This is a genomic window from Devosia submarina, assembly GCF_003056345.1.
In the GTDB taxonomy this organism is placed as follows: domain Bacteria; phylum Pseudomonadota; class Alphaproteobacteria; order Rhizobiales; family Devosiaceae; genus Devosia; species Devosia submarina.
Genome location: NZ_PYWB01000008.1, coordinates 183217 through 201009 on the forward strand (window position 1 = coordinate 183217; position 17793 = coordinate 201009).

The following is a 17793-nucleotide window of genomic DNA, read 5'->3' on the forward strand; positions in this document are numbered from 1 at the left end:
AATCTCAGTCCACCCCGTACCCGGAGGCCCTGATCACCGCGCGGGCCTTGTCGCTGCGGAGGAACTCCAAAAACAGCCTTGCCGCCGTGCTGCTTTCACCCTCCAGCAACAGCACCGCGTCCTGCCGGATGGGTGCATGAAATTGCTCTGGCACTCGCCAGATGCCTGTTTTGCCCACAATCTGGCTCGCGGCAACAAAGCCAAGCTCCGCACTGCCGCTTTCGACGAACTGCAGTGTTTGCCCGATATTTTCGCCAGTGACGAGTTTGGGCTCGACGGCCTCCAAGAGCCCGAGCTGCTGCAGGGTCTCCACGGCCGCCTGCCCATAGGGCGCCGAGATGGGATCGGCGATGGCCAGCTTGCGGAACTCACCGGCCCGGAGCACGGCTTCTCCGTTGCTGACGTCACTGCTGGCACCGTAGAGCGCCAGCGCCCCCAGCGCATAGGTGAACAGGGTTCCCTCGACACCCCACCCCTCAACCACAAGCCTGGCCGGCCGCTCGTCGTCAGCAGCCAGAAAAACCTGGAAGGGCGCGCCTTGCGTGATCTGCGCATAGAGCTGGCCGGTTGAGCCGAAGCTCAAGCGGATATCATGGCCGCTCTCAGCCTTGAAAAGCTGAGCCAGATCCTCCGCTGTCTGGGTAAAATTTGCGGCCACCGCAACACTGATCGTTTCAGCGCGCGCCAGCGAAGGCACCAGCAATGCAGCAAGCATCATGAGGATGGAAAGCCGCACTGCCGAAGGTTTGCCCATTACACGCGCAGCGCCGAAGCCTCGCGCGCCAGCGCTTCGATCCGGCCCCAGTCATTGGAGGCAAGGGCGTCGGATGGCATGATCCAGCTGCCGCCCACGCAGATCACATTGGGCAGGGCCAGATAGGTCTTGGCCTTGGCGGCATCGATGCCACCGGTCGGGCAGAAGGTGATGTCGGGAATAGGTGAAGCAAAAGCCTTGAGCACCGGTGCGCCGCCATTGGCTTCGGCCGGGAAAAACTTCAAAAACGAATAGCCGCGCTCGGCCGCCGTCATGGCTTCGCTGGGCGTTGCAATGCCGGGCAGCAAGGGAATGCCGATCTCGTCGGCTGCATCAAGGATGCGTGGCGAGATGCCCGGCGACACCATGAAGCGGCAGCCCGCATCCACGGACTGCTGCATGTGCAAGGCAGTACGCACAGTCCCCGAGCCCACAATAGCGCCCTCAACCTTGCCCATCTCTTCCATGACCTTGAGTGCGTTTGGCGTACGCAGCGTCACTTCCAGGATCGGCAATCCGCCAGCAACCAGCGCCTCGGCCAGCGGCCGCGCTTGGGAAACGTCATCGAGGATGATCACCGGCACCACGGGCGCGAGCGAAAGAATGGAGCGGATGGCAGCAGCGTCTTGCGGCATGGTCAGTCCCTGTCATGAGTGTCGGGCAAGGGTTAGGTTCTCGCAACCATTACCACAAGCCTGTTCTCATCGGGACAGGAGAAACTGGCGAAGTGCCTCACCCGCTGTCACCGCATCAAGCCACTATTAATCCGCCGCGCCCCTGTGTACGTGTTTTAACGTACGTATCAACGGGACAGCGGTGCCAACACTGGTCGTCAACATAGGCTTGATGCCGCGCCAACTCACCCTCAACAAGGTGGAAGTGGCCTGTAACCTTGAGGACGAGCTACGCTATTCGTCATGGATCGGCCGAGAGGTTCTGCTCGCCTATCAAGTGGTTGCCGGCGCGCCAGCGATGATCTTCGCCAGAGCTACGCTGACGCAGTTCGCCGCGTATGGAAGCGATACCATAGCTGTGTTTACGGGACCCAAGATCCTGCCGGACGAAACTGAAATTACTGAGCGGTTCCAGACGGGCCCATTCGCGATCATGCCGGGAGAGAACTTTGCTCAGCCCGTCTCAGAAAGCCATGCAAATTCCGCCCAGGAAGCTGGCACGCTGTTCACGCGCAGCGACCTCTTGGGCCAGATCGCGGCGCAAGTCCGAAGAAATGCGCAAAGCATCTGCAGCTTCTCGGGGGTAGAAACCGCCTTTAGCGAGGGCCTCGCCACCCCCATCCAGCCACAAGCTCTTGGTGGGCGCGAACACGTCCGCAATTTCATCTATCTGCATGACGAACCGGCGCAACTGTTCAACAGCTTCGCCTGGACCGTAGGCCCCGACCTTGAAATAGTTGCGGACGCCTACGCCATGACCACCCAAATCCTCGTGACGGTCAACCCGACCGGCAAGCTCCTCGTCAGCGACGATCCCAGGCAGCGCCCCGACGAGCGCGCCCTGGCCTGGCACCGGGAACAATTCCTCCAGCGCCTGCGCTGATAGTCATTCCGCCAGCAGATATTCCGCAAGCGCGGCTCGGTCCTCCGGCGTCAACAACGACGTGTTGTCCGCGATTACCTCACCCATGGGACCACCCAGCACGTCAAAGCCCGGCGTAAATCCATCCAGCAGCGTCTGCGCCAGCGTTTCGGCATCATAGCCCTTGTCGAGCAGCGCCTCGCGGGTAATCCCCGGGGCCCGCCCGCCCGGCCCACCATCAGAACCGGTGAAAGCCCGCTCCCAATCAAGTGCTCCCAGCGCATTGCGCGGCGAGTGGCAGGCCACGCAATGGGCCGGCCCATAGGCCAGATACTTGCCGCGATTAAAGCTTTCCGGCCTGCCCTCCTCCGGCACAAAACGCTGCGGCGCAAAAAACAAATTCTTCCACCCGGCCATGGCCAGCCGGATATTGAAAGGAAAGGGTATCTGGTGTGGCGGCGCCGCCTGGCTTACCGGCTCTGTAGCCATCAGCGCCGCATAAAGATCGGCAATCTCCTGATCGCTCATCAGGGTGTAATGCTCGTATGGAAACACCGGATAAAGATGGCCCTCTGGCCCCATTCCATTGCTCATGGCGTCCGAAAATTGCGCCAGCGTCCAGTTGCCGATCCCAGCTTGCGGATCAGACGTGATATTGGGCGCAACAAAAGTTCCGAACTGCGTTTGGAGGCCCACGCCACCGGCCAGTCGGCCCGTTCCAGCCTCGGGATTGGTGTGGCAGGAAATGCAACCTCCCGACCCGATCAGGTAATTGCCCCGCTCCACGTCCCCCACCAGCGTCAAATCGCGCGCCGGCCCTTGGACGGGTTTCAGGAAATACACCGCTGCGCCGATGGCGACGATCGCCAGGACACCCAACACCACCAGTCCACGCCGCATTCATGCCCCCGTCGTGATCACAGCAAAGAGAGCAGGTCCTTGCGACGCTGGCAACTAACGGAAACGTTAGCTGCGCTCGCGCCCCAGCACGGCATCCACTTCCGCCCGCGTTGGTGGCTTGCAGCCCTTGCGGCCACAATTGATCCCCGCGACGACAGCCCCAAAGCGCAGCATGTCTGAAAGCGCGCCATCGCCCAGCGCTCCGAGCTTGCCTGGCTTCAGGAGGCTCCGTTCATTGAGCCAGGACAGAACACCCGCCATGAGGCTATCGCCCGCTCCTACAGTGTCGCCAAACACCAGCGGCGCCCAGATGTTGGCCTGCGCCCTGCCTGCCCGGGTGAAGGCGCGCGAACCCTTGTCGCCCAGCGTCACGATCACCAGCTCGCAATGCGGCCGCGCCAGGAGATCGCTTGCGTGCTCCTCGATGCTCTTGGCACCATCAAGCGCCTCGAGGTCCTCTTCGGACACTTTGATGAGGTGAGCGAGGTCCAGAAAGCCCGAGAGCCGCTCCTTATAGCCGGCGAAATCATCCACCAGGCTCGGCCGCACATTTGGGTCGATGGAGATCGTCGCCCCTTTGCCGATGGCCGCCTGCACGATTTCGAGCCAAATGGCAGCTTCATCGGGCTTGATCGGGCAAAAGCCCCCGATCTGGTAGAGGCTCAAATCCTCCGGCAGCGCCGCAATCGCCTTTCGGGCATCGATCGCCCCGTCAGCCGACCGGTAGAAGCCATAGCGTGCATTGTGATTGCTATCGAAATTGACCACGGCGAGAGTTGTATATTCCGCCACCCGTTCAGGCAGCAGCGTCGTCACCCCCGCCTCACCAAGCGGCCCCAGCAGATAATCCCCAAACGCATCGGCCGAGATCGGGCACAAAAATCCAGTGGGATTGCCGAGCTTGGCCAGCGCGATGGCGCAATTATAAGGCGAGCCACCCGGATGGGCCGTCATCACGATCTGCCCTTCCCCATCCCGGCCAATCACCTGCCCTTGGGCAAGCACCACCTCGGCCTTGAGATCAATCAGGCTTTCCCCGCCCACAACAAACATCGCATACCCTCCCCGTCGGCCGCTGCAGCTGCCGCCAGCGACATAGCATTTTTGCCTCTCCTGTCACCAGCAGCCCTCTAGCACTAAGATTTCCCCTTGATCTGCGCCGATCGGCCGCACAAGCACGTTGACGGCGCCTTCTGATCCTGTTCAATCGCCCAACGCCGGCGACCGCGAATACTTTGGCGCTTTGGGCAATCATGGGAGAACAAGCGTTTGCAATCCTTGGCCGTCATCATCCGCGCGATCAGCGCCCTCAACAGGGCCATCGGCGAAGTCTTTTCTTGGCTGGCGCTGGCATGCGTTCTGCTGTGCTTCACCGTTGTGGTCCAGCGTTATTTTTTTAATACCAGCACCTTGTGGATGCAGGATCTTTATGTGTGGGTGAGCGGCGCCATGTTCACCGCCGTTGCAGGCTTTGCCCTGCTGCGCGATGATCATGTGCGCGTCGATATTTTCTATCGGCCCGCTTCCCTCAAGCGCAAGGCATGGGCCGACCTCTTCGGCGTCGTAGCGTTCCTCCTGCCCTTCATGTTCGTTGTGATCTACTATGGCTGGACCTCCGTGCGCCGCTCGTGGAGCTTTTATGAAGCCTCTGGCAATATCGGCGGCATGCCGGGGCTCTTTATCCTCAAGAGCTTCATCATCCTCTTTGCAGTCCTGGTCGGCCTTCAAGGCATTGCCATGGCCCTGCGCGCCATCCTGGTCCTGACCGACAACGAAACCCTCCTCCCCGACCATTTGCGCTATGGCGCCAACGACGCCAAGGAAGCGCATTGATGGATCCTATTCTGATCGGAGAAATCCTCGCCGGCCTCATGTTCGTCGGCGTTATCGGCGTGCTCATGCTGGGCTTCCCGGTAGCCTTCTCGCTCGCCGGCACGGCCCTGATCTTTGGCCTCGTTGGCATGTGGCTGGGCGTCTACGACCCCTCCAATTATGGCTCCCTGTTCGGCCGCTATATTGGCCTGATGACCAACGAAGTTCTGGTCGCCGTGCCCCTCTTTGTGTTCATGGGCGTGATGCTGGAGCGCTCTGGCATTGCCGAGCAATTGCTGCTCACCATGGGCAAGCTCTTCGGCAATCTGCGCGGGGGCCTGGGCCTCTCGGTGATTGTTGTGGGTGCGCTCCTTGCCGCTTCCACCGGCGTTGTCGGCGCAACGGTAGTCACCATGGGCCTGATCTCGCTGCCCGCCATGCTGCGCGCCGGCTATGATCCCAAGCTTGCCACCGGCGTTATCTGCGCCTCGGGCACTCTGGGTCAGATCATTCCGCCCTCCACGGTCCTGATCTTCATGGCTGACATCCTTTCGGGCATCAACGCCCAGGTACAGATGGAAAAGGGCAATTTCGCTCCTGAGCCAGTGTCCGTCGGCGCCCTGTTCGCCGGGGCCATCATTCCAGGCCTGCTGCTGGTCGCGCTTTACGCGCTCTTCATGATCTTCAAGGCTATCACCGATCCCAAGTCGTGCCCGGCGACGCCCGTGCCTCCAGAAGAAAAGTCCGGCCTCTTCCGCGAAGTAGTGGTGGCGCTGGTCCCACCGCTGCTGCTGATCCTGGCCGTTCTCGGCTCCATTCTCGGCGGCATCGCGACACCCACCGAAGCTGCCTCCGTCGGCTCGGTTGGCGCCATGATCCTGGCCGCACTGCGCTGGAAGCTCAGCCCCGCCATTCTGCGTGAAGCCGTGATCTCCACCGCCACCATCACCTCCATGGTGTTCATCATCCTGTTCGGCGCGGCGGTGTTCTCCATCGTGTTCCGCATGATGGGCGGCGACAATCTGGTGCATGAATTCCTATCTTCCATGCCCGGCGGTGCGATCGGCGCCACGATCATCGTCATGTTCATCATGTTCCTCCTTGGGTTCATCCTCGACACCTTCGAGATCATCTTCATCGTGATCCCGATCACCGCACCGGTTCTGCTGGCGCTAGGTGTGGACCCGATCTGGCTGGGCGTCATGGTGGGCGTGAACCTGCAGACCAGCTTCCTGACGCCCCCCTTCGGCTTTGCCCTGTTCTACCTGCGCGGCGTGGCTCCGCCGCGTGTCACCACGGGCATGATCTACAAGGGCGCCGTCCCCTTTGTGCTCCTTCAGATCACCGGACTTTTGATCCTCTTCATCTTCCCCGATTTGATCACCTGGCTCCCCAGGCTCATCTACTAGCCCAAACAAAAGGCCCGGGGTTTCCCCCGGGCCTTCTTTATTGCAGCTCTGCCGAAAGGCCTATTCCCACTTGATGTACTTCTCGCGAGCAGCCAGATACGGCATGTCCGTGCCTTCCGTGCGCGCGCGCAGCAGGTTGAATGCCGACACGAAGCTCTCCGCCGTTTCCTTGGTCAGCGCATCCCCGCCCTGCCGGATTTCGGCCATCAATTCCATCGACGCCTTGGCGCCGGCCTCGACGATCTCCTCGGGGAAGCGGCGCACCTGCACGCCATGCTCGGCCACTAGGGCATTGAGTGCCCGCGGGTCGTTGGCATACATGTCCGACGCAACCTGGTCATAGGCCGACTGCGCACAAACGCGCACGATTTCCTGCAGATCTTCGGGCAATTCGGCGAACTTGGCCTTGTCGACCACCAGTTCGGTCGCAAGACCCGGCTCCACGAAACTTGGGAAATAGTAGTTCTTGGCAATCTGGTAGAAACCCAGCGCAAGGTCGTTGTAGGGACCCACAAACTCTACCGCGTCCAGCGTTCCCGACTGCAGCGCGGCAAAGATTTCGCCGGCTGCCAGATTGGTGACCGAAGCGCCAAGCTTGGCCCAAACCTGCCCACCAAGGCCCGGCGTGCGGAAACGCAGCCCCTGAATATCGGCAACGCCGGTCAGCTCATTGCGGAACCAGCCGCCAGCTTGCGTGCCCGTATCGCCCGAAAGGAAACCCTGGATCCCGAACTGGTCGTAAACCTTGTCCCAGATTTCCTGCCCGCCGAGATAGCGGACCCAGGCCGTCAGTTCGCGATTGGTCATGCCGAAGGGAACGCCGGTGAAAAAGCTCAGGGCCTGGCTCTTGTTCTGCCAGTAATAGGGCGTGCCATGGCTCATTTCGGCCGAGCCGTCGATGACGGCGTCCAGTGCCTGCAGGCCCGGCACCATTTCGCCGGCCGCGAACACCTGAATGGTCAGCCGGCCACCCGAAGCCTTGGTGATCCGGTCTGCCAGCGTCTGTGCGCCAACGCCGAGGCCAGGAAAATTCTTTGGCCAGGTCGTCACCATGCGCCAGGTGATATTGCCCTGTGCCAGAGCCGGTGCCGCAAGCGTCGTTGCAGCCGCTGCGCCGATTGTTGCAGCCGAAGCCGACTTAAAGAATTCGCGTCTTTTCATTAAAACCCTCCCATGGACCGCGCGCACCCTTGCGCACGGGATATCGATGTCGCTTTGCCATCGCTGGAGCGACAAAAGCAATCCCCGCGCGCGCTGTCTAGTATGTTGTTGCCCGGGTTTATAAATTCCGGCCTGCTGCCCCTAATGATTTGTCAGCGGCGCATTGCGCGGCGGCAAATCATTGGAATAAATGTTGTGGAGGCCTACATTGAGGATGTCGCGCTCGCCGCAGAGGGCCATCGTCGTGTCGAGCTCCTTGCGGATGATGTCGAGCACGCGTGTTACGCCCGCCTCCCCGCCTGCCCCCAGCCCATAGAGCATGGGTCGGCCGATAAAGGTCCCCTTGGCGCCGTAGGCCAGCGCCTTCAGCACGTCCTGCCCCGAACGAATTCCCCCATCGAGGTACACTTCCGTGCGGTGCCCAATGGCATCGATGATCTCGGGCAGGACGCGGATGGTGGATGGCGCCCCGTCGAGCTGGCGACCGCCATGATTGGACACCACAACCCCATCGGCGCCATTGTCCACTGCGGCAATGGCATCGTCGGGGTCCAGAACGCCCTTGACGATCACCGGCCCGCCAAAGCGCTCCTTAACCCAGCGCACATCGGCCCAGTTCAGCGTCGGATCAAACTGGGACGCCGTCCATTGTGAGAGCGAGGCGAGGTCATGGTCGCCCTGCACATGGCCCACAATGTTGCGGAACGTATGCCGCTTGGTCCCGAGCATGCGCATGCACCACACGGGATGCTGGATCATCTGCCACACCGAATAGGCGTCGAATTTGGGTGGCGTTGCCAGCCCATTATGGATGTCCTTGTGCCGCTGCCCCAGGATCTGCAGATCCATGGTCAGCACCAGCGCCGAACATTTTGCCGCCTTGGCCCGGTCGATCAGCCGCTCGATAAAGCCACGATCGCGCATCACATAAAGCTGGAACCAGAACGGCGCCGTCGTATTCTCGGCAATGTCTTCAATCGAGCACACACTCATGGTCGAGAGCGTGAAGGGAATGCCGTATTTTTCGGCAGCCTTGGCCGCCTTGATCTCCCCATCGGCGATCTGCATGCCGCCCGTCGCCGCCGGTGCAATCGCCACCGGCATGGTGATGGGCTTGCCCAGCATGGTGGAGCGCAAGCTGCGGTTCTCGAGGTTCACCGCCACTTTCTGCTTGAGCTTGATTTTGGCGAAATCGCTCTCATTTTCGCGATAGGTGCTTTCGGTATAGCTGCCCGTATCGGCATACTCGAAAAACATCTTGGGCACCCGCCGGCGCGCAGCCGTCTTCATCTCGTCAACGGTCAGTATTTTCTCAAGCGCGGCCATGCAAATGCTCCAGTTTCGCCTGCCCTAGCAACTAACATGTTAGTCGTCAATCAAAGGCGAAAGAACACGGAACCTCCACCACCCGCCCCCCACCCACCGCTCGTCACCCTCGGGCTTGACCCGGGGGCACTGTACTTGCCGATCTCACCTCAAGTGTAACTCCCTCGGGTCGAGCCCAAGGGTGACGATCATTGCGTGCCCCCTTGCCCCGCCCCTCTGGATCCCCTCATATGCACCAAAAAAATCGGAGGACCATCATGCCCCAAGGCGGCGCAGCGCTCGAGATCATCGACAACAAGTTCAAATCACTCACCATCGGCGCAGCCGTGCTCGAAGTGCTTTACGAAGACTGCCGCTGGGCCGAGGGTCCCGTCTGGTTCGGCGATGCCGGCCACCTTGTCTGGAGCGACATCCCCAACAACCGCCTCCTGCGCTACATCCCTGATGTCGGCGTCAGCACCTTCCGCGCCCCGTCCAACTACATCAACGGCAACACACGTGACCTTGAGGGGCGCCTCGTCTCCTGCTCCCACGGCGCGCGCGCGGTCCTCCGCACCGAGCTCGACGGCACCATCACAACGCTGGTGGACAGCTACAACGGAAAACGCCTCAACTCGCCCAACGACGTGGTCGTCAAATCCGACGGCACGATCTGGTTCACCGATCCCAGCTATGGCATCGACTCCGATTATGAGGGCTACAAATCCGAACCCGAACAAGGCGGCTGCTATGTCTATCGCTTTGATCCAGCAGATGGCTCGCTCGCCGTAGTCGCTGACGATTTCGCAAGGCCCAATGGCCTCGCCTTCTCGCCCGACGAAAGCATCCTCTATATTTCGGACACCGGCCGCAGCCACAATCCCGATGTCCCCACCCACATCCGCCAGTTCAGCGTCGATGGCGCAAAACTCACCAATCCCGGCGTCTTCACCGTCATCGACAACGGCGCCTCCGACGGCTTCCGGCTCGACACATCCGGCAATGTCTGGACCAGCGCCGGCCCCGGCGTGAACGTTTATGACCCCTCGGGCGATCTGCTGGGTCGCATCAAGACCGGCCACGCCACGGCCAATGTCTGCTTCGGCGGCGCCCGCCGCAATCGCCTCTTCATCACCTGCAGCCAATATTTGATGTCGATCTATGTGACGGCAACGGGTCTCCAGCGCCCTTGAAGGCCCAAGCCTTCATCAGGGAAAACTTGCGTCTCGAGCCGGTGCCGGGTCTTTCCGGCATCAGGCTCTACACCGCCCATTCGGGCAGCCGCCTCTCCCAACTCGCTACGGGTGCTGATGCCCCGGCTCCTTATTGGGCCTATCCATGGGCCGGCGGCCTCGCCCTCGCGCACCATATCCGGACCAATCCCGGCCTTGTCCGGAACAAGCGGGTGCTCGATCTGGGCGCCGGCTCCGGGCTCGTCGCCATTGCCGCAGCCCAAGCGGGCGCCACAGCATTCGCTGCCGAGATCGACCCACACGGCCAAGCGGCGATCGGCCTTAACGCCGACGCCAATGGCGTCACCATCAAATTGATCCCTGTCGACCTTGCGGGCCCACCCCCCACCAACATCGACCTGATCGCCGCCGGAGACGTGTTCTATAATGCGGATGTTGCGGCTGTGATGCTGCCGTTCTTGGAGCGATGCTCGGCGGCCGGCGTATCAGTGTTGATCGGCGATCCTGCCCGACGGGATTTGCCACTCGATCGGCTGCGGGAGATTGCCTCCTATCCGGTAGGTGATGTGGGCGATGCGCGGAAAAGCACTGAACGAATCGGACGAATTTACACCCCCATCTCCCAACAGACCTCATCCTGAGCTTGTCGAAGGACGAGGTCGTGGCACAATCAAGGTGCCGGCCTCATGGTTCGACAAGCTCACCATGAAGCCTCAGGGGTATGGCAGATCACCGCACCAACACTGCGTGCGATGTCATCCCGGCCTCGAGCCGGGATCCATCTCGAAATCCCACCCCAGCCGCAAGGTGGTTCAACCGTCCACCACTCCACCCCATCCACCTCAGGATGGGCCCCGGCTCAAGGCCGGGGTGACATCGTGGATGCGGGTATGGCAGGCAAAAACCTACATCGTTGCCCCGACTTGCCAGGGCACAAACTCATTATCGCCATAGCCCAGCTCTTCGGACTTGGTCCGCTTGCCCGAGGCAATCTCGATCAGCATGTCGAAGATCTGCTGGCCCTTTTCCTCGATGGACACACCCTCGACGATGTCACCGCAATTGATGTCCATGTCGTCCGTCATGCGGGCATACATGTCCGAGTTCGTCGCGAGCTTCATCGATGGCACCGGCTTGCAGCCATAGGCCGAACCGCGCCCCGTGGTGAACGCCAGCAGGTTCGCGCCCCCCGCCACCTGGCCCGTCGCTGACACCGGATCAAAGCCGGGTGTGTCCATGAACACAAAGCCCTTTTCCGTCACCGGCTCGGCATATTCATAAACCGCCGTCAGCGGTGTCGTCCCGCCCTTGGCCGCAGCCCCCAGCGATTTTTCCAGGATCGTTGTCAGCCCGCCCAGCTTATTGCCGGGCGATGGATTGTTGTTCATCTCGCCATGGTTGCGCTGGGTGTAATCTTCCCACCAGTGGATGCGCGAAATCAGCTTCTCGCCCACTTCCCGCGACACAGCGCGCCGGGTCAGCAAATGCTCGGCCCCGTAGATCTCCGGCGTTTCCGAAAGGATCGCCGTACCACCATTGCGCACCAGAATATCGGCAGCATAGCCCAGCGCCGGGTTTGCCGTAATCCCCGAATACCCATCCGAACCACCGCATTGCAGCGCCAGCGTCAAATGCGAAGCATCCACCGTCTCGCGCCGCGCCGCCGCCGCCACGGGCAGCATTTCCTTGACCTTCTCAACACCCCACTCGATCATCCGCTTGGTGCCGCCACGCTCCTGGATGGTCATGGTCTGGAAGGTCTCGCCTTCGGAAATGCCATACATCTCCTTCATGCGCCCGATCTGGAACACTTCGCAGCCAAGGCCGACCAAGAGAGCCGCGCCAAGGTTTGGATTGGAAGTATAGCCCCACTGCGTGCGCTTGAGGATATCGAAGCCCTCGCCCCGCGATTCCATGCCGCAGCCCGTGCCATGCACGAACGGCACCACGCCATCGATCTCGGGATAATCATCGAGAATCCCGGAACGATTAACCGCATCGGCCACGAACTTGGCAACGGTTGCCGAGCAGTTCACCGACGTCAAAATGCCGATAAAATTGCGCGTGCCCACCTTGCCATTGGCACGGCGATAGCCCTGGAACATCGCTCGCTGCTCAAGCGGGATCATCTCGGGCGCAACAGCCCCTTCGCTAAAGGCATAATCATGCTTGAGCGTCCCATCGGCGCCGCCCATGCCGCAATTATGCTCATGCACCCAGTCGCCGGGCGGAATGGCTTCCGTCGCAAAGCCGATGATCTGCCCGAACTTTACGATCGCCTCGCCCGGCATGATCGCGCGCAAGGCAAATTTGTGCCCCTTGGGCACACGGCGCACGATGGCGACGCCCTGCGGCGTTTGTGCCCCCACATCAAGATTGGACAGGGCCACGCCGATATTGTCGGCGCTGTTGAGCACCAATGTGCGGGCCTCGGGGCGGATCATGGTTTCGGACATAAGGCAGCTTTCGGGGAACGGGTCTTGCGCTTGGCTTTACCCCGAGTGCAATCCCGTCCAGATTGCACCCAGGCAATCGGCGGGAAATTCGTTGTAAAGCACCACGGCTCTAACTAACATGTTAGCATGGAAACGGCAGCAAGTCCCTATTCTTTTCTGCAGCGCCCGGCGCCTTTGACGCGCGGCAATGTCACGGCCGAAGTCACCGCCGTGCTGCGCGACGCCATTGTGCGCCTGGACCTCGTTCCGGGCAGCACCATCGACAAGACGCGGATCTGCAACGAGCTCGGCGTCTCCCGCTTTCCCGTGAGCGAGGCCCTCGGGCGCCTCCAAATCGAGGGGCTGGTGGAAATCGCCCCTCAGCGCGGTTCCACCGTCTCATTGGTGCGCATTGCCGATGTCCGCGAATACATGCTGATCCGCAAGGGCCTGGAATCGGAAGCCCTGCGCGTCCTGATCGGCACGCACGATGCCGAGCTGATCGATGCGCTGCACGCCAATATGGCGCTCCAGCGCGAAGCCGCCGAGCGCGACGATGCCGAAACCTTCCACCAGATCGATATCGATTTTCACGACATCATCTTCCGCTCCATGCGCTTCACCAAGATCAAGAACATCATTGATCTTGCCCGCGCCAATCTCGACCGCGCGCGGCGCCTGATCATCACGCCCCGCCGCCTTGCCCTCACCATTGCCGAACACCAAGCGATCTTTGACGGTATCCTCGCGCAAAACGAGGAGCAGGCGACCCGCGCCATTCGCGCGCATATCGACGCCGTCATGGTGGAACTCTTCGCCTTTGCCCGCGAGCACCCTGGTCTGTTCGATGATGGCGACACGCTCGACCGCGATTCTTTCCCCTTCGGCTGAGGAGGCCGGCCCCAAAAATGCTCAAGAACATCCCGCCCATTCTCGGCCCCGACCTGCTCGGCATTCTGCGCGCCATGGGCCATGGCGACGAGATCGCCATTGTGGACGCCAACTATCCCGCCGACAGCGCCGGCCCCGTTCTCGTGCGCCTTGATGGCATCAGCGCCACGGACATTCTCGATGCGGTCCTCACCCTGATGCCGCTCGACGATTTCGTTGATGAAGCTGCTATCTGCATGCAGGTTGTGGGCAATCCCGATCAGCGCGAGCCGATCATGGACGAGTTCGACGCCATTATCGCTCGCCACGAGCCGGCCATGAAGCTCGCGTCCCTCGAGCGCTTCGCCTTCTACGAGCGCGTTTCCAAGGGCTACGCCATCGTTCAATCCGGCGAACGCCGCCTTTACGGCAATGTCCTGCTCAAAAAGGGCGTCATCCGTCCAAAAGGCTGAGCCGAACCGATCGGGCCGATCCGGCCTCGACACACCCATCCGCGAGCGGCTAAGGCTCGCCAAAATTCTAGGGAGTTATAAAACAATGAAACTGCTGCGTGTTGGCGCCAAGGGCGCGGAAAAGCCGGCAATCCTTGCGGAGGACGGCACCATCCGTGACCTTTCCAATGTTGTCGGCGACATCGGTGGCGAGACGCTTACCCCCGAAGGCCTCGCGCGCATCCGCGACACCGACCTCAGCAGCCTGCCCCAGCTCGACGCCGCGCAGCGTATCGGCCCCTGCGTCGCCAATGTCGGCAAGTTCATCTGCATCGGCCTCAACTATGCCGACCACGCTGCCGAAACCGGCGCGCCGATCCCGGCCGAACCCATCATCTTCATGAAGGCCACCAGCGCCATCATCGGCCCCAATGACGACGTGATCATCCCCAAGAACGCTATCAAGCCGGACTGGGAAGTCGAACTCGGAGTCGTGATCGGCACCGAAGCACGCTATGTCGATGAAGCCGACGCGATGAACCACGTCGCCGGCTATTGTGTCGTCAACGACGTCAGCGAGCGCCATTTCCAGACCGAACGCGGCGGCACCTGGGACAAGGGCAAAGGCTCCGACACCTTCGGCCCCATCGGCCCCTGGCTCGTCACCCGTGACGAAGTCGCCGATCCGCAGAACCTGGGCATGTGGCTCGACGTCGACGGCCACCGATTCCAGAACGGCTCCACCAAGACCATGATCTTCGGCGTCGCCCATGTGGTATCATACGTCAGCCAGTTCATGAGCCTTCAGCCCGGCGACATCATCTCCACCGGCACCCCACCCGGCGTCGGCATGGGCATCAAGCCCGACCCCGTCTGGCTCAAGCCCGGCAACGTCATGCGCCTGGGCATCGAAGGCCTGGGCGAACAGCAGCAGAACGTGAAGGCCTACGAGGGCTAAACCCCCTTCGGCCCTCGGCAGGATCAGCGTTTCCGACCTCATGGCTCGTGGTAAGCACCATGAGCCCTAAACCCTCCCCCACACGCGTTGTCATCCCGGGCTCGACCCGGGATCCATCTCGAGACCGCGCCACTGCCTCAAGGTGGCCGGAAAGGCCTCTCAACCCACCTCTCGATAAACCTCATCCTGCGCCTGTTAAAGAACGAGGTTGTGGCACCGCCGGCGTGCCCAACCCCATGGTTCGACAAGCTCACCATGAGGTCTCCAAACCCTCAACCCTTCAGTAGACCTCATCCTGAGCCTGTCGAAAGACGAGAGCCTGCCCTCGGGCTTGACCCGAGGGGCGTGCCCCCTACCGCCGCGCCACCAAATCAATCTCCACCAGCGCTCCCACAGCCAGTGCCGTCACCCCAATCGTCGTGCGCGCCGGCAACTTCCCCGCCTCGAAAAAACTCGGCCACAAGGCATTAAGCGCGTCGTAATCCCGCTCGAACTGCGTCAGGTAAATGCGCGCCATCGTCACGTGCTCCAGCCCCAGCCCTATCCCACCCAGCACGATCTTCAGGTTGTCCACCACTCGCCGCGTCTGCGCCTCGATGCCTTCCGGCAATGGCGCATCAGGCGCTTCCGGATTGGTCGGCATCTGCCCAGTCACAAACACCCAGCCATCTGCCTCCACCGCATGGGAAAACGGCGCCACCGGGCGCGGCCCGGACGCAATCATATGGTGCAGCAGCTGGCTCATTGGTCTTTAACTCCATTCAGAGGGTGCCGAACCTCCGCTCAGCCGTCGCACAAGTCAACGGGCCACCACCCTTGCCCACACAATGCCGGAACTCCGCACTGGCGCCCGGCATTCCCCTTCACCATATCAACGCCACACAATGGATCCCGCCATGAACGACAATGAAATGACCGTTGAACGCGAAGACGGCCCAACCCGCGGGCGCTACTTCATCAAGCTCTCGCCCGATGCCGAGGCGGAAATGACCTTTCGCAAGGCCGAAAACAACACCATTGTGGTGGACCACACCGGCGTTCCGCCCGCCTTTGAAGGCCGCGGCATTGCCGCCAAGCTCGTCAACAAGATGATCGAAGACGCCCGCCACGACGGCTTCAAGATCAAACCTGTCTGCTCCTACGTCGTCGCCCAGTTCCGCCGCCACCCCGAATGGGCCGATTTGCACGCCTAAGGCTCAGAACCCGTAAAGAATGGCGGTGTGGTTTTCCGCCGTGATCGCTTCAAGCTTTTCCCATGGAATGGTGATGGTCGGCACGCCATAGGCATAGGCGGCAATTTCATACTGGTTGAACTGGATGGTGAGCCCGTACTTGTCGGACAGATCCCAGCGCGCGGGATCGACCACGATTGTGGCTATGTCTTCCGCGCTATCGACCTGAAGCCATTCCTTGTGCTGGATCTGCAGCTGCTCCCAGGCGAGATCCACCAGCGTTTTCTCCCAATCGGCGCCACTAAACAGATCACTCGCTTGGAGCGCCCGCTCCTCGCCCACAAGATAGTGCCGGTAGGTGATCATGGAGCCCCCATGGGCCGCGCGGTGGGGATAATAATAGCTGTTCTCTTCGAGGCTAATCCGTCCGGTGCCGGCCACTTCCTGTATGCTGATCGTGGACGCATCATCGGTCCGACCATCCAGCGCGCTCAGATCGCCCTCGACACTGAGGCCCATCGATTCCGACACATCCTTCGCCCCTTCCAGCACAAAGGCATTGAACTCTTCGGCAATCGGATCATCCGCATCAAGCAGCGGCAGCACCATCTCGTGGGTGGCCAGCTTCCAGTTTGAATCGGGAACATCGACCTCGTCCGGGTCGGGCACGGCGCCGTAGGCCGACTGGATAAAGAAACGATGGCCCGAGATCATCCGGCTTTGTTCAAGCGCCGAGATACGGCCCTTGAACGTCTCAAGGAGGCACGCGGTGCCGTTTTCATCATAGCGGCCTTTGGTCAGCGGCTGGGCATCCGCCGTGCAGGCGCGCCGGGCATAATCGAGCCAGTTGCGTTGGTCCCCGCGCATCGCCTCGAGCGATCCTTGCGTCAGCCCGCCAATGGCCGTGGCAAAGGCCTTGGCTAAAACTTCGTCGGCCCGCGACAGCTCCGGCGCCTCGCATATGGCGTGCTCGAACGGTGTTTGGGCCTTGGTGCAATCAAAGCTCGCGCCCATTGCCGGAATGGGCCCAAGGGCAAGAATGCTTGCCATACCAAGATAACGCCATACGCTCATAGATAACCCCCGCGGCGCATGCGCCGATCACGTAAGGGAGCGTTACAGCCCTAGCCAAAGCCGTCAACGGGCAATGGAAGTTTGCCTTAAGAGTCCTTAGCCACGAAGCGGTTCGAGAAAGCGCTGGGCGGCCAGGAGTTCCTCCTGGCGCAGTTCGTGCCCACCAGCATGCCATTGGATCGCCGCCTCGGCCCCGTTCCGCACGAAATAATCATGCAAGTCCTGAGTGGTTTGCGTCGACGCCATCGGGTCCCGCTGCCCCGCCGTGATCAACACCCGCTTGCCGCTGAAACCGGCGTCCGCAGGAATAAACGGGATCAGCGGGTGCATTAGAATGCTGGCGTCAAACAGCTCAGGCGCCGCGAATTGCACCGACGCCAGTATATTGGCGCCATTGCTGTAGCCCAGCCCCACCACCTTCTGCCCGTCCTTTTTCCGCGCCTGCACAAAGCCGGCCATCTTGGCTGTCCGCTGCCTCAAATCGTCCATGTCATAGACGCCCTCGCCCGTGCGCCGGAAATAGCGCAGCGCGCCGCCCTCGCTGACATCGCCACGGGGCGCCACCACATGCGCCCCTGGCAACAATTGCTCGGCAAGCGCAAAGAACTGGTTCTCGTCCCCACCCGTGCCGTGAAACACAAAAAACAGCGGGGCTCCGGCTTTGCTGGGCTTTTCGCGGAACAGGTAATCAGACACGGCAATCTCCTTTGCTTGTCTCCAGAGATATCATCGACACCCCACCCAAGAGCAATTGTTCGCTTG

At 61.3% G+C, this 17793-nt stretch carries 19 protein-coding genes; 9 read left to right on the plus strand and 10 right to left on the minus strand.

What is annotated here, in order from left to right; translation table 11 throughout:
- Positions 1-4: 4 nt before the first annotated feature.
- Both modA and eda read right to left on the minus strand, forming a co-directional pair.
- Positions 5-754, minus strand: coding sequence for a molybdate ABC transporter substrate-binding protein (gene modA, locus DDE77_RS13540; RefSeq protein ID WP_108398009.1), 750 nt, complete (start codon positions 752-754; stop codon positions 5-7).
- Positions 754-1389 carry a bifunctional 4-hydroxy-2-oxoglutarate aldolase/2-dehydro-3-deoxy-phosphogluconate aldolase gene (eda, locus tag DDE77_RS13545; RefSeq protein WP_108398010.1) on the minus strand — a complete coding sequence of 212 codons (636 nt, stop codon included), beginning with the start codon at positions 1387-1389 and terminating at the stop codon, positions 754-756. Before eda ends, modA begins: the two co-directional genes overlap by 1 nt.
- A gap of 211 nt (positions 1390-1600) precedes the next feature.
- Between eda and DDE77_RS13550 the strand changes: the two genes are divergently transcribed.
- Complete coding sequence (locus DDE77_RS13550) at positions 1601-2311, plus strand: hypothetical protein (protein ID WP_157959828.1); 711 nt, start codon at positions 1601-1603, stop codon at positions 2309-2311.
- Positions 2312-2314: 3 nt separating this feature from the next.
- Here the strand turns inward: DDE77_RS13550 and DDE77_RS13555 are convergent, their stop codons facing one another.
- Complete coding sequence (locus DDE77_RS13555; RefSeq protein WP_108398012.1) at positions 2315-3190, minus strand: c-type cytochrome; 876 nt, start codon at positions 3188-3190, stop codon at positions 2315-2317.
- A 66-nt stretch (positions 3191-3256) separates the two neighbouring features.
- Positions 3257-4243 (minus strand): PfkB family carbohydrate kinase, encoded by a 987-nt coding sequence (locus DDE77_RS13560; protein WP_108398013.1) that lies wholly within the window; start codon positions 4241-4243, stop codon positions 3257-3259.
- Between the two features lie 216 nt (positions 4244-4459).
- Here DDE77_RS13560 and DDE77_RS13565 point away from each other — a divergent pair, with 216 nt between their 5' ends.
- Together DDE77_RS13565 and DDE77_RS13570 are read left to right on the plus strand one after the other, a co-directional pair.
- On the plus strand, positions 4460-5023 hold the full coding sequence (locus DDE77_RS13565; RefSeq protein ID WP_108398014.1) for a TRAP transporter small permease subunit: 564 nt from the start codon (positions 4460-4462) through the stop codon (positions 5021-5023).
- Positions 5023-6411, plus strand: coding sequence for a TRAP transporter large permease (locus DDE77_RS13570; protein ID WP_108398015.1), 1389 nt, complete (start codon positions 5023-5025; stop codon positions 6409-6411). Before DDE77_RS13565 ends, DDE77_RS13570 begins: the two co-directional genes overlap by 1 nt.
- A 60-nt stretch (positions 6412-6471) precedes the next feature.
- Here the strand turns inward: DDE77_RS13570 and DDE77_RS13575 are convergent, their stop codons facing one another.
- A complete protein-coding gene (locus DDE77_RS13575) occupies positions 6472-7572 on the minus strand; it encodes a TRAP transporter substrate-binding protein (RefSeq protein ID WP_108398016.1) in 1101 nt (366 codons plus the stop codon).
- A gap of 141 nt (positions 7573-7713) precedes the next feature.
- A complete protein-coding gene (locus DDE77_RS13580; protein ID WP_108398017.1) occupies positions 7714-8898 on the minus strand; it encodes an alpha-hydroxy acid oxidase in 1185 nt (394 codons plus the stop codon).
- A 257-nt stretch (positions 8899-9155) separates the two neighbouring features.
- On the opposite strand from DDE77_RS13580, the gene DDE77_RS13585 reads away from it, so the two are divergent.
- Entirely contained in the window at positions 9156-10070 is a 915-nt protein-coding gene (locus DDE77_RS13585) for an SMP-30/gluconolactonase/LRE family protein (RefSeq protein WP_108398106.1), read from the plus strand.
- Entirely contained in the window at positions 10067-10711 is a 645-nt protein-coding gene (locus DDE77_RS13590; protein WP_245895256.1) for a class I SAM-dependent methyltransferase, read from the plus strand. Before DDE77_RS13585 ends, DDE77_RS13590 begins: the two co-directional genes overlap by 4 nt.
- Positions 10712-10975: 264 nt before the next feature.
- On the opposite strand, the gene DDE77_RS13595 is transcribed toward DDE77_RS13590, so the two are convergent.
- Positions 10976-12526: a UxaA family hydrolase gene (locus DDE77_RS13595; protein ID WP_245895258.1), complete on the minus strand. Its 1551-nt coding sequence runs from the start codon at positions 12524-12526 to the stop codon at positions 10976-10978.
- 126 nt (positions 12527-12652) lie between these two features.
- On the opposite strand from DDE77_RS13595, the gene DDE77_RS13600 reads away from it, so the two are divergent.
- From DDE77_RS13600 to DDE77_RS13610, 3 genes are all read left to right on the plus strand, one after another.
- Positions 12653-13396 carry a GntR family transcriptional regulator gene (locus DDE77_RS13600; RefSeq protein ID WP_108398019.1) on the plus strand — a complete coding sequence of 248 codons (744 nt, stop codon included), beginning with the start codon at positions 12653-12655 and terminating at the stop codon, positions 13394-13396.
- Between the two features lie 17 nt (positions 13397-13413).
- A complete protein-coding gene (locus DDE77_RS13605) occupies positions 13414-13848 on the plus strand; it encodes an RbsD/FucU family protein (protein ID WP_108398020.1) in 435 nt (144 codons plus the stop codon).
- Positions 13849-13933: 85 nt separating this feature from the next.
- Complete coding sequence (locus DDE77_RS13610) at positions 13934-14785, plus strand: fumarylacetoacetate hydrolase family protein (protein WP_108398021.1); 852 nt, start codon at positions 13934-13936, stop codon at positions 14783-14785.
- Between the two features lie 352 nt (positions 14786-15137).
- Here the strand turns inward: DDE77_RS13610 and DDE77_RS13615 are convergent, their stop codons facing one another.
- The gene (locus DDE77_RS13615; RefSeq protein WP_108398108.1) at positions 15138-15509 is read right to left on the minus strand and encodes a RidA family protein; all 372 of its coding nucleotides are present in this window, start codon (positions 15507-15509) and stop codon (positions 15138-15140) included.
- Positions 15510-15681: 172 nt separating this feature from the next.
- Here DDE77_RS13615 and DDE77_RS13620 point away from each other — a divergent pair, with 172 nt between their 5' ends.
- A complete protein-coding gene (locus DDE77_RS13620; protein ID WP_210204394.1) occupies positions 15682-15978 on the plus strand; it encodes a GNAT family N-acetyltransferase in 297 nt (98 codons plus the stop codon).
- 3 nt (positions 15979-15981) lie between these two features.
- Here the strand turns inward: DDE77_RS13620 and DDE77_RS13625 are convergent, their stop codons facing one another.
- Positions 15982-17031 carry a DUF3298 domain-containing protein gene (locus tag DDE77_RS13625; RefSeq protein WP_108398022.1) on the minus strand — a complete coding sequence of 350 codons (1050 nt, stop codon included), beginning with the start codon at positions 17029-17031 and terminating at the stop codon, positions 15982-15984.
- Positions 17032-17127: 96 nt separating this feature from the next.
- Positions 17128-17727 carry an alpha/beta hydrolase gene (locus DDE77_RS13630; RefSeq protein ID WP_342748573.1) on the minus strand — a complete coding sequence of 200 codons (600 nt, stop codon included), beginning with the start codon at positions 17725-17727 and terminating at the stop codon, positions 17128-17130.
- Positions 17728-17793: the final 66 nt, after the last annotated feature.